8 protein-coding genes are annotated in these 12,204 nt (G+C 72.6%); 5 read left to right on the top strand and 3 right to left on the bottom strand.

Annotated features, from left to right (window positions below):
• The first annotated feature begins 13 nt into the window (after nt 1-13).
• Nucleotides 14-1,177, top strand: a complete 1,164-nt coding sequence (locus EV284_RS03255) for an aromatic acid exporter family protein (protein WP_130330033.1) — start codon at nt 14-16, stop codon at nt 1,175-1,177.
• A gap of 3 nt (nt 1,178-1,180) precedes the next feature.
• Here the strand turns inward: EV284_RS03255 and EV284_RS03250 are convergent, their stop codons facing one another.
• On the bottom strand, nt 1,181-1,567 hold the full coding sequence (locus EV284_RS03250; RefSeq protein ID WP_130330031.1) for a metalloregulator ArsR/SmtB family transcription factor: 387 nt from the start codon (nt 1,565-1,567) through the stop codon (nt 1,181-1,183).
• Between the two features lie 93 nt (nt 1,568-1,660).
• On the opposite strand from EV284_RS03250, the gene EV284_RS03245 reads away from it, so the two are divergent.
• Together EV284_RS03245 and EV284_RS03240 are read left to right on the top strand one after the other, a co-directional pair.
• Nucleotides 1,661-3,640, top strand: a complete 1,980-nt coding sequence (locus EV284_RS03245; protein WP_130330029.1) for a heavy metal translocating P-type ATPase — start codon at nt 1,661-1,663, stop codon at nt 3,638-3,640.
• 92 nt (nt 3,641-3,732) lie between these two features.
• Entirely contained in the window at nt 3,733-4,986 is a 1,254-nt protein-coding gene (locus EV284_RS03240; RefSeq protein WP_130330027.1) for an acyl-CoA dehydrogenase family protein, read from the top strand.
• Between the two features lie 15 nt (nt 4,987-5,001).
• Here EV284_RS03240 and EV284_RS03235 read toward each other — a convergent pair whose 3' ends face one another.
• A complete protein-coding gene (locus EV284_RS03235) occupies nt 5,002-5,529 on the bottom strand; it encodes a hypothetical protein (RefSeq protein WP_130330025.1) in 528 nt (175 codons plus the stop codon).
• 147 nt (nt 5,530-5,676) lie between these two features.
• Between EV284_RS03235 and EV284_RS03230 the strand changes: the two genes are divergently transcribed.
• Complete coding sequence (locus tag EV284_RS03230; protein ID WP_130330023.1) at nt 5,677-8,226, top strand: hypothetical protein; 2,550 nt, start codon at nt 5,677-5,679, stop codon at nt 8,224-8,226.
• Nucleotides 8,227-8,233: 7 nt separating this feature from the next.
• On the opposite strand, the gene EV284_RS32925 is transcribed toward EV284_RS03230, so the two are convergent.
• The gene (locus EV284_RS32925) at nt 8,234-9,196 is read right to left on the bottom strand and encodes a helix-turn-helix transcriptional regulator (protein ID WP_242625537.1); all 963 of its coding nucleotides are present in this window, start codon (nt 9,194-9,196) and stop codon (nt 8,234-8,236) included.
• A 298-nt stretch (nt 9,197-9,494) separates the two neighbouring features.
• On the opposite strand from EV284_RS32925, the gene EV284_RS03220 reads away from it, so the two are divergent.
• On the top strand, nt 9,495-12,137 hold the full coding sequence (locus EV284_RS03220; RefSeq protein WP_165425450.1) for a phosphatidylinositol-specific phospholipase C domain-containing protein: 2,643 nt from the start codon (nt 9,495-9,497) through the stop codon (nt 12,135-12,137).
• Nucleotides 12,138-12,204 lie beyond the last annotated feature (67 nt).

The following is a 12,204-nucleotide window of genomic DNA, read 5'->3' as shown; positions in this document are numbered from 1 at the left end:
CGAGGCGAAGCACATGGAGTGGTTGCGGAGCTGTACCGCGTGGGTGAAGCGGGCGTGGAGCACGCCGGGGCACGAGCGCAACACGGCGCTCCTGGTCGGCAAGAGCGCGCTGGCGGCGACGCTGGCGTGGTGGATCGCGTACGACCTGCTGAACGCGGCGTCGCCCGCCTTCGCGCCCTTCTCCGCCGTGCTGATCATGAATGCCACGGTCTACAAGTCCGTGTGGCAGGCGCTTCGCTACACGGCGGCGGTCACCGTCGGCGTGGCCGTCCAGGCGGCCATCGGGTTCCTCGCCGGGCCGGACCTGTTCGCCTTCGTCCTGGTCGCCGTCATCGCCCTGTGCATCGGCCGGTGGCCGGCCCTGGGCGAGCAGCGCTCCCAGGTCGCCACGGCGGCCTTCTTCGCCTTTTCCACGTACGCCACCGCGACCACCACCGCCGACAAGGTGAACCAGCTCGGGCAGATCATCCTGCTCGTCCTCATCGGATGCGGGCTGGGCGTGCTCGTGAACCTCTGCATCGCGCCCCCGCTGCGGTACCGCAGCGCGGAGCACGGGCTCCAGGTGCTGGCCGGGCGGCTGGAGACCCTGCTGGACGACATGGCCGACGGCCTGGGCACCGGAGACGTGGACGCGGACCGGGCCGCCAAGTGGCGCCGGGCCGGCGAGAGGGCGCAGCACGCGGTGGGGCAGGCCCGCGCGGGTCTGGACACGGCGGAGAGCAGCCTCCCCCTCAACCCCCGCCGCTTCCTGCCCGCCCACCGCGGCTACCTGGGCTTCGACCGCTACCGGCGGAGTGTCGACGCGCTGGAACGGGCGGTCTACCAGCTCGGTTCGCTGACCCGGAGCCTCGGCCGCTGGCGCGAGACGGAGGACACGTACACCTACGCCCCCGCCCTCAAGGCGTACGCGGAGTTCGCCGCCAGTCTGCGCGACATCGCGCACGTCATCGCCGAGCTCGACAGCGACACGCTGACCGAGCAGGCCCAGGAGATGTGCCGGCTGGCGACGATCGCCCAGGAGGCCCTGCAGAAGGTGCTCGGCGCCGCCCAGGACAACGAGCTGCCCCTCTCGGACGCCTCACGCCCCTACGGCGTCCTCGTCGTGGAGGCCACCCGGCTGATGGAGGAGTTCCAGAACACCTGCGACGCCCTCAAGGACACCGCCGCGGAGTCGTAGCCCTCACTCGGCCGCGGCAGGCTCCCCGAGGGAGGCGGGGGTGTCGCGGACGCCCAGGCGCAGGTGCTCGACGTGGAAGAGGGCCTGGTCGAGGAGTTCGGCCACGTGGCTGTCGTAGAGCGAGTAGACGATGGAGCGGCCCTGGCGCTCGCCGGTGACCAGGCCGAGGTTGCGCAGCAGCCGGAGTTGGTGGGAGCAGGCCGAGGTCTCCATGCCGACGGCCTTGGCGAGGTCGCCGACCGCGCAGGGGCCCTCCTGGAGCCGGGCCAGGATGTGGAGCCGGGACGGGGTGGCGAGGGCCTGGAGGGTGGCGGCGACGTCGGCGGTGCCGACCGCGTCGAGGCGTTCGCGGGTGCTGGCGGTGCTGCTGGTGACGCGTCCGTGGCCCATGCGTCCATCATAACGACGACATGTGAAGACCTGTTCAACTGTTCCTGTATGGTGGACGGATAGTCCGCTCCGCCCGTGAAGGGTTGTTCTGTCGTGTCTTCTGGCCTGGACCGTGCGTCCTCCGCTCCCGTCGCGCGGGCCGCCGGCCGGCCCCGGCGCCGTACCCGCGTCCTGGCGTTGCCGGAGGCGCGCTGGGCTCTCGCCGCCCTGGTGCTGTTCCTCGTGGCTTTGCCGGTCCACCTGCTGCACGGTCCGGCGTGGCTGTGGGGGACGCTGTTCGCCGCGACCTACGTGACCGGCGGCTGGGAGCCGGGCTGGGCGGGGCTGAAGGCCCTGAGGGACCGGACGCTGGACGTGGACCTGCTGATGGTGGTGGCCGCTCTCGGGGCCGCCGCGATCGGGCAGGTCCTCGACGGCGCGCTGCTGATCGTCATCTTCGCCACCTCCGGAGCTCTGGAGGCGGTCGCCACGGCGCGCACCGCCGACTCGGTGCGTGGACTCCTCGATCTCGCCCCCGCCACCGCCACCCGGCTCCTGCCGGACGGCTCGGAGGAGACGGTCGGCGCCGGGCACCTCTCGGTCGGGGACACCGTCCTGGTCCGGCCCGGTGAGCGGGTCGGCGCGGACGGCCGGGTGACCGACGGTACGAGCGATGTGGACCAGGCGACCATCACCGGCGAACCGCTGCCGGTGGCGAAGCGGGTCGGGGACGAGGTGTTCGCCGGTACCGTCAACGGCACCGGCTCCCTGCGGATCCGTGTCGAGCGGGACCCGTCGGACTCGGTGATCGCCCGGATCGTGCGGATGGTCGAGGAGGCGTCCGGGACCAAGGCGCCCACCCAGCTGTTCATCGAGAAGATCGAGCGGCGCTACTCGCTCGGCATGGTGGCCGCGACCCTCGCCGTCTTCGCCGTGCCCCTCGCCTTCGGCGACACCGTCCAGCCGGCGCTGCTGCGGGCGATGACCTTCATGATCGTCGCCTCACCGTGTGCGGTGGTCCTCTCCACCATGCCGCCGCTGCTGTCCGCGATCGCCAACGCCGGACGCCACGGCGTGCTGGTCAAGTCGGCCGTGGTGATGGAACGCCTGGGCCAGATCGACGCCGTGGCGCTGGACAAGACCGGCACGCTGACCGAGGGCACCCCGCGCGTCACCGACATCCGCCCCCTGGCCGCCTCCGGGCTGACCGAGGAGGAGCTGCTGCGGCTCGCGGCCGCCGCCGAGCACCCCAGCGAACACCCCTTGGCCCGTGCGATCGTGGACGCCGCCCGCGACCGGCGGCTGCCCCTGCCGCCGGTGACGGACTTCGCCTCCACGCCCGGCACCGGGGTGTGCGCGAAGGTGGCGGGGCGCACGGTGGTGGTCCGCAGGCCGGCCCGCCTCCTGGACGGTACGAGCGCGGCCGTGGCCGCACGCCTGGAGGAGCAGGACCGTACGGCCGTGGTGGTCACCGTCGACGGCGTCCCCGTGGGCGTACTCGGTGTCGCGGACCGGCTGCGCGACGAAGCCGGTTCCGCCGTCCACGCGCTGGCCCGGCTGACCGCGGCCGCCCCGGTGTTGCTGACCGGCGACAACGAACCGGCGGCACGGGCCCTGGCCGCCGAGGCCGGCATCACCGACGTACGCGCCGGGCTCCTCCCCCAGGACAAGGCGGGGGCGGTGCGGGAGATGGCGCGGGCCGGCCGCAAGGTGCTGGTGGTAGGCGACGGCGTCAACGACGCCCCCGCGCTCGCCGCCGCCCACACCGGCGTCGCCATGGGGCGCGCCGGGTCCGACCTGGCGCTGGAGACCGCGGACGCCGTGGTCGTCCGCGACGAACTCGTCGCCATCCCCGCCGTCGTACGGCTCTCCCGCGCCGCCCGGCGCCTGGTGATCCAGAACCTGGTCATCGCCGCCGTGTTCATCACCGCCCTGGTGGTCTGGGACCTGGCCGGCACCCTCCCGCTCCCCCTCGGCGTGGCCGGCCACGAAGGCTCCACCGTGATCGTCGGCCTCAACGGCCTCCGCCTGCTCCGCGAGCGGGCGTGGCCCACGAACCACCCTGTGGACTCGGTCACTCGGGATCTTCGGTGAGGTCTACGCGTACGGCATCGCGGGCACCGGTGAGCAGCACGCATATCCACCACCCATGATCCGTGCGCGACTTGGGAAGAAGAGGGGTCGTCATGACCGGACAGCAGCAGCGTGACCACGCCGGGCAGGGCCAGGAGCACGAGTGGCCGGCCGTCACGGTCCACGAGGCGGACCCGGCGGCCGTGGAGGCCGACTTCTACCACGTACGCGAGACGGTCGGCCCCGAGGACCAGGAGCTGCTGGCGACGGTGCGGGACTGGGCGCGCAAGAACCTCGCCCCCATCGCGGACGACTACTGGGAGCGCGGCGAGTTCCCGCACGAGCTGATCCCGCAGTTGCCCGGACTCGGCATCGCGGGGCTCCAGTTCGAGGGTTACGGATCGCCCGGCCGGGGCGCCCTGGTGGCCGGGCTCGTGAGCATGGAGCTCTCCCGCGTCGACCCCTCGTTCGCCACGTTCCACGGCGTCCACAGCGGCCTCGGCATCGCCTCGGTCATGGAGTGCGGCTCCGAGGACCAGAAGCAGCGGTGGATACCGGAGATGCTGCGCTGGGAGCGGCTGGCCGCGTTCGCCCTGACCGAGCCCGGCGTCGGCTCCGGCACCTCCCGCGGGCTGACCACCACCGCCCGGCGCGAGGGCGACACCTGGGTGCTGAACGGGCGCAAGAAGTGGATCGGCAACGCCACCTTCGCCGACCTGGTGATCGTCTGGGCGAAGGACGAGGCGGACGGCGAGGTCAAGGGCTTCGTGGTGCAGCAGGGCGCCGAGGGCTTCACCCCGCGCCGCATCGACGGCAAGGTCTCGCTGCGCACCGTGCAGAACGCCGAGATCGAGCTGCGCGACGTACGGGTGCCGGAGGCGGACCGGCTCCAGGAGGCGAACTCCTTCAGGGACACCGCGAAGGTGCTGCGCGCCACCCGGCTCGGGGTCTCCTGGAACGCGGTGGGCTGCGCCATGGGCGCGTACGAGGCCGCGCGCGCCTACACCCTGGAGCGCGAGCAGTTCGGCAAGCCGATCGCCGCGTTCCAACTGGTCCAGGACCAGCTCGCCCGCATGCTGGCCGACATCACCGCCTGCCAGACCATGAACGTACGCGCGGCGCAGCTCCAGGACGCCGGGCGGCTCACCGACCAGCAGGCGTCCATGGCGAAGATGTTCAGCACCACGCGCACCCGCGAGGTCGTCGCCCACGCCCGTGAACTCCTCGGGGGCAACGGCATCCTCCTGGACCACGAGGTCGCCCGCTTCTGGGCCGACGCCGAGGCCCTCTACTCCTACGAGGGCACCCGCGACATGAACTCCCTGATCGTGGGCCGGGCGGCGACGGGGATCAGCGCCTTCGTCTGACGCGCACCCAGCTCGTCAGCAGCCGGTGCCCAGCGGGCTGAACTCCAGGCGGGCGTGGTCGTGCGCGGCGGAGGCGTCGCCGTACGTGGTGCGGGTGACCCGGTACCAGATGTCGTCACGGGAGCGCTTGCCGCCGACGTCGTCCAGGCGTACGCACCAGCGCTCGGGCCGGGTCACGCGCCGGTACGACTCGGTGCCCTGACGGACCTTTCGGCAGCGCTGGTAGTGCTCGGTGGTGTACCAGGTGCGTACGGAGCGCCGTTTGCCCGAGCCGGTGCGGCGGGTGTGGGTGACGCGGCGGGTCGCGTCGGCGCAGCGGCGTACCAGGTGCGGGCGGGTGGCCCTGGTGGTCACGGCGGAGACGTGCCGTACCTCGTCGCGCAGGCCGGACACCGTGTCCGGGGAGGGGCTGGGGACGTCGTCCACGGTGCGGACGTGGTTCCCGGCGCTCGTGTGCGTTCCCCCCGTGTCGCCCGAGCAGCCGCCCAGACCCGCCATGACCAACGCCGTCACTCCGGCCACCGCCAACCGCCTGCTGAACATCGCTCCCCCTCCATGCACGGACGCGCAGCGTAGCCGACCGCCGTCCGCCCCCGGCGAGCGCCCCGGTCTGTCGGCGTACAACCAAAAGGACAGGTCAGCGGTCTCACGAGCGTCCGGCTGCCTGCCCCCCCCTTCCCCAGGAGCACCATGCGCCTCAAGCAGGTCTCGCTCGCGGCGGCGATATCCGTCGTCGCGGCGCTGACCACCGCCACCGTCGGCCTCACCGGCCCCCTCGCCCGGGCCGACGGAGCGAACGCGTTGCCCCTGTCGCACTACGCCCACATGGTGGTCGACGGTGCGCACCAGCACCTCTTCTTCAGCCAGGGCGCCGGCACGACCGGCATCGTGGTGACCGACCTGTCCGGCAACCCCGTGGGCACCGTCGACGGCGAGCAGGGCGCCGACGGCCTGGCCCTGTCCGCCGACGGCGGGACTCTGTACGCGGCCCTGAGCGACGGCGACGCGATCGCCGTCATCGACACGGCGACGCTCACCGAGACCGGCCGCGTCGACACCGGCACCGACAGCGCCCCGGTCTCCGTCGCCATGGCCGGCGGCAAGGTCTGGTACAGCTACACGGACGCCGACGGCAAGGGCACCGTCGGCTCGCTGGACCCCGCCGCGCCCGCGCCGACCCCGCAGCCCGGCATGCCGCACTGGCCCGCGGCCCCCCTCCTCAGCACCGGCGGCGGAGTGCTCGCGGTCCAGGGCGCCCAGCCCTACACCACCCTCGTCGCCACCTACGACGTCTCCTCCGGGACCCCCTCCCCCAAGGCCGACATGGGCCTCGGCGGCACCGCGACGGGCCCGGTCAAGGTCACCGCGGACGGCACGAGACTGCTCGTTCCGCAGTCGGCGTCCGTGTACGTGTACAGCACGGCGGACCTCGGCGACGCCACGCCCCACGGGTACTACACCGGCGGCGTGAACTCCTCCCCCGACGCCGTCGCGGTCGACTCCGACGGCACGATCGCCCTGGGCGCCCCCGCGGGCTCGGGCGCGGGCGCCTACGTCTACGGGGGCGACTCGATCGCCGAGAACCACTTCACCTTCCCCTCCGGTGCCGTCGCCCCCGACGGCCTCGCCTGGGGCACCGACGGCCGCACGCTCTACGCCGTCACCCGCGCCGACGGCTCCTACGCCCTCGACGTCCTCGGCGACGCAAAGCTCACGGCCACCCAACTCACCCTCAACTCCCCTTCACCGTACGCGATCCCGGCCCAGCGCTTCACGGTGAACGGAACCGTGGGCGGCCACGGCTTCGTGCCGGCCGGCGCCACGCTGAAGGTCACCCGCGACGGCACCGAACTGCCCGACGCCACGGTGGGCGCGGACGGCTCGTTCGCCATCGCCGACACCCGCCAGGGCGAGGGCGGTTACAGCTACGAGGTGTCGTACGCGGGCGACGCCACGCACCGGCCCGCGACCACCTCGCTGAAGGTGTGGGTGTCCAGGATCGGGACCAGCGTCCCGTACCCGGAGTTCAGCTCGGCGGCACCGCACAAGGTGGCCTTCACCGGCACGGTGACGACCGACCTGAGCCGGGGCCCCTTCGACCAGGGCACCGCGGTCCGGGTGACCCGGACGAACGAGGACACCCACGAGTCGACGCCGCTCCCGGCCGCCCCGCTGGACCCCGCCACCGGCGAGTTCGCGGTCACCGACGACCCGGGTACGGCCGGACCGTTCACCTACAGCCTGTCGTTCGAGGGCGACACCACGCACCAGCCGGGCGCGAACGACATCAGCACCGTCATCTCCCCCTACGCCCCGGCCCTCACTCTGAAGGCCCCCGCGACCGCCACGCGCGGCGCCGCGCTGAGCTTCGACGCCCGCCTGGGCGACGGCCCGTACGGCGGCGGCGGGACGGTCACCGTGACCCGCACGGACGCGGCGCACACCACGACTCCCGTGACGTGGAAGGCTCCCGTGGCCACCGACGGCTCGATCACCGTCAAGGACACCCCGTCGACCGGCGGCGCCAACACGTACACGGTCGACTACGCGGGCGACGGGGGCCACCAGGCCGCCACCGCCTCCGCGACGGTCCAGGTCTCGCGCGCCACGACGAGCCTGTCCGTGGCCGCCGACGCCTCGACCTACGCCTACGGCGCGACGGCCACTGTCACCGCCCGCCTGGGCACCACGTACAACGGCCGCACGGTCTCGCTGTGGGCGACGCCCGCCGGTGGCGGGAAGACGCTGGTCAAGACGGGCACTGTGGACAGCAAGGGCAACCTGAGGACCACCTACAAGCTCACCCGCAACACGACGTTCACCGCGTCCTTCGCCGGTGACTACCGCTACGCCCCGGCCGCGGCCACCCGTGCCGTGAGCGGTCAGGTGAAGGTCGCACAGGCGCTGAGCGGCTATTACACGAGCACCACGTACAGCGGCACCACCTACCGCGTCTACCACCGCACGACACGGCCGACGGTGACCACGACCGTGTCGCCCGACAAGTCCGGCCAGTGCGTGAAGTTCCAGGCCCAGCGGCTCTACAGCGGTGCCTGGCACACGCTCGACACCTCGGCCTGCTTCACGCTCGGCTCCAAGAGCGCCGTGTCGTCGCGGCTGAGCCTGTCGAACGCGGTCAGCCAGAGGTTCCGGGTGCGCTCGGAGTACGTCCGGAGCTCCAAGGACACGACCAACGTGAGCACTTGGGGTGGCTGGCAGTACCTGACGGTCCGCACCTGAGGGCGCGCTACTCCACCGCTCCGGTACGGAACGGGTGGCCGCCGTCGTCGATCCGTAGCGTGCCGGAGCGGGTGCCCTGGGTCCAGCTCAGTTCCAGGTACCAGCGCACCTCGCTCCTCGCCGTCCGTGCGGTGACGTCGAGGACCAGGGGGGTCCCGGTGGACACCGTGTACGGGAGGCCGCGTCCCGGGCTCACCGCCCGGGGGCCGGCCGCGTCCAGGTCCACGGCGAACGGGTGCCGTGCGTCGGCGCGTCCGCAGTCCGCGTAGGCGGCTCCGGCGGGCGGGGTCTCGGCGGACAGGACCCGGACCCCGAGGCCGGCCATGGTCACGGGACCCTGGGCCGTGCTCCGCACCTTCACCCGGAACGTGGTGGCGCCTGGCCGACTTGCGTGCGTGCGGGGGCAGTTGTCCTCGGCCGGGACGACGGCCGCCGAGAGGGGGACGCTCCCGCCGGCCGCCCCGACCGCCCCGGCCGACGGGTCGGGCACCACGACGGCCGGGACCGTCTCGGCCGGTACCGACTCGGCGCGGAAACGGTCGATGGCCAGCGCCCCGGAGGTACTGAGAGCCACCACGGCGGCCCCGAACAGGGCGTAGCGTGAGAGGAGTTGGCGTGCTCGCGGCGCCGGCGCCGCGGCAGTGGGCGGACCCTCGGCCACCGGTACCGGCGCGGGCACCGGCACCACCGCGGCCCCGGACGGGCTCACCACCCTGCCGCGCCGCCCCTCGTCCGCCACCGCCCACCGCCGGTGCAGCTCCCGCAGTTCCTCGGGGTCCGCCCCGCAGATCCGGCCGAAGCGTTCCACCGGGGCGAACTCGGCCGGCACGGAGTCACCCGTGCAGTAGCGGTGCAACGTCGAGGTACTCAGGTGCAGCCGGCCCGCGAGAGCGCCGTAGCTGAGGCCCGTGCGCTCCTTCAGCGAGCGCAGCATCTCGCCCAGCCCGGCCGCCGTATCGGCGCCCCTCACCGTCCCCACCCCACCCACACGTCCCACCCCGTGTCCCACGCGGCCGCATCCTGCCTGCTCAGGGGATGCGAAACGTCCCGGCGTCCCGGAACGGCCGGCCGGGCTGGCCCCGGGACGGACGCCCCGGGCAGGCTGCGTTCACCAACCGGCGAGCCCGACAAGGGGATCATCACACATCTCGCCGGACGACTCTCGCGCGCCCGCGCGGACCCGGCCGACCGATCCGCCCAGGATGGAAATGATCACCGTCATACCCCAGACCCGCTCGTTCCGAAGATCCGTGAGACCCCGGCCGGCGATGGTGGCGAGAAGCACCGTCCTCGGTGTGCTCCTCACCCTGCTGCTGTCCGTCTCCGGCGTCTTCCTCTCCGCCGGCCCCGCCCGGGCGAACGACTACTACAGCAGCATCACCGAAGCCTCCGCGGCCAACACCGACTGGATGTCACACGTCCCCGACGGGACCGACCTCGCCTGGCTCTCGGTGCCCGGCACCCATGACAGCCTCGCGCTCTGCGGCGACACCCCGGACCCGGACACGGGCCAGTGCTCGGGCATCGTCACCAGCATCACCCAGACCCAGGAGAACCACGGCTTCAGCGCGAAGACCCTGACCACCCAGTTCGACGCCGGAATCCGGGCGCTCGACATCCGGGTCCGGGTCGACAAGGGCGACGAGGGACTGAAGTTCACCGTCCACCACGGCGCCACCTACCAGTACGCCAACTTCACCGACGTGCTGACGGCGACCCAAGACTTCCTGAGCGACCACCCCGGTGAAACCGTCCTGATGAACCTGAAGGCGGAGTGCACCGGCTCCACCTTCTCCTGCAAGGACGCCGACGGTTTCGGCACCGACGAGTGGCGCAAGCGGATCTTCGACTCCTACCTGGACGGCCGCTCGTACACAGGCGACGGTGAGGAGAGCACCCCCTCGACCGCCTGGCGCGATCTGTTCTGGGGCCCCTCGGTCACGGGCGGGAGCCAGTCGGGCCGCGTCCCGACGCTCGGTGAGGTGCGCGGCAAGGTCGTGCTCCTCGGCTACCGGAACACCAGCGGCGGTATCTTCGACGGCTACGGCCTCGCACAGCCCTACCCGGCCGGCGGCTCCAACGAGGACTACGTGCAGGACGACTTCGAGCTGTCCACCATCAGCGACATCGACGACAAGTGGGAGAAGGTCCGCGCGCACCTGCGCCGGGCCAACGGCACCTGGGACGCCAGCCGGCCCGGCGAGAAGGACCACGCGTACGAGCAGGACGCGCTGTACCTGAACTACACCAGCGGCTCCGGAGCCGGTGTCCACCCCTACACCGTGGCGGGCGGCACCCCGACGGCGACCGGTGTGAACAACTTCCTCATCCAGTGCCTGCGCGGGGAGAAGGACCGGTGCCCGGAGTTCTACGCCGGGCGGGACGACCGGTTCGGCGGGCGGTCCGGCCTGGACCGCATGGGCATCATGATGATGGACTTCCCCGGCGGGAAACTCATCGACGAGATCATCGCCCGCAACTCCGCGACCCACACCGACATCCGTGACGTCATGGTGGTCGGCGACTCCATCAGCCACGGCTACGAGGGCGACCACACCTGGCGCTACCGGCTGGGGGACTGGGCCCGGAGCGAGAAGTGGCCGGTCACCTTCGTCGGACCGTACCGGGGCACCGTGCAGCAGGCCGACGCCGAGCCGCCGCAGCCGCCGGTGCTGGGCGAGAGCGGCGGCGGCGAACCCACGGAGCCCGGTCCGGGCGACCCGCGCGTCCAGGGCGAGTACGCCGGGGACGTGAACGCCGGGTTCTCCGCCGGCGGCTCGGCGCACTACGCCCTCTGGGGACGCTCACTGGCCCGGGCCGTACCCACCGTCGAGCCGGTGATGCGGGAGCTGAAGGCCAAGGGCAGGACGCCCGACCTGCTCCTGGTCGAGCTGGGCTTCAACGACATCGGCTGGTACGGCGCGGGCGCCGACCTGGTCGCCACCATGAAGAAGTTCGTGGACAACGCGCGGGCGGCCAATCCGGACGTCCGGATCGTCCTGGCCAACGTCCCCCAGCGCACCACCCTGGGGGATGCGAACCCCCACCTCCCCCAGCGCATCAGCGACTACAACGCGGCCCTGGCCGAGGCGGCTCCCGGGTGGAGCACCAGCGCCTCGCCGGTGGAGCTGGCCGACCTGGACAAGGCCATGGGCTGCGACCCGGAGGCGACGACCTGCGCCACCACCTACGACGGGCTGCACCCCAACGCGCTCGGTGAGTACCGCGTCGCCCAGGCGTTCGGAGCCGTGCTGCACAAGGAGTTCGGCATCGGCGCGGCCGCGCCCGACGTGCCGGACAGCGTCCCCGGCCGGTCACTCGCCACACCGTCCGGAATGGAGTTCGACGGCACCCAGCAGGGCGTCACCGCCACCTGGGACAAGGTGTTCGGGGCGCACACCTACGACGTGCAGTGGCGGGACGTCACCAGCGACGCGAACGCCGATTGGCAGGACGTGGTGCCCGGCGTGAACGCCCCGCGCTACGACATGTCCTGGCAGTTCACCGACCAGCCCTACGACGGCCACACCTACGAGGTACGGGCCCGCGCGGTCGCCGGTGACGGCGCGGCCAACCGTTCCTCGTGGTCCTCCGCGGTCCGGGGCAAGGCGGCGCCGACGACGGCGGGACGGCCTCCTGGGCTCACCGCGACGGCCGGCGCGGGCTCGATCGACGTGCGCTGGTCCGCGCCTGCCGACTCCCACAGCGGCTCGATCGTCCGGTACGCGGTGTGGGTCTACGACAAGAGCACCCCGGCGAACCACTCCCGGATCATCGGTTACCCGGCCTCCGCCCGCTCCGCCAAGGTCACCGGGGTCACGGCGGGCCACGAGTACGTGATCCTGCTGTGCGCCTGGAACGCGTCGGGCGAGGGGAAGCCGAGCATGAGCGACACGGTGGTCCCCGGCTAGCCACCGGGTGCGCCGTCTGGGCCGGGTGCTCCATCCGGGGATACGTTCCGGGTGGGGCGCTCGGTCA

It is taken from the genome of Streptomyces sp. BK022, assembly GCF_004217355.1.
GTDB classification, from domain to species: domain Bacteria; phylum Actinomycetota; class Actinomycetes; order Streptomycetales; family Streptomycetaceae; genus Streptomyces; species Streptomyces griseoluteus.
Note: the sequence above shows the minus strand (reverse complement) of the source record. Positions and strands in the feature narration are given on the sequence as shown.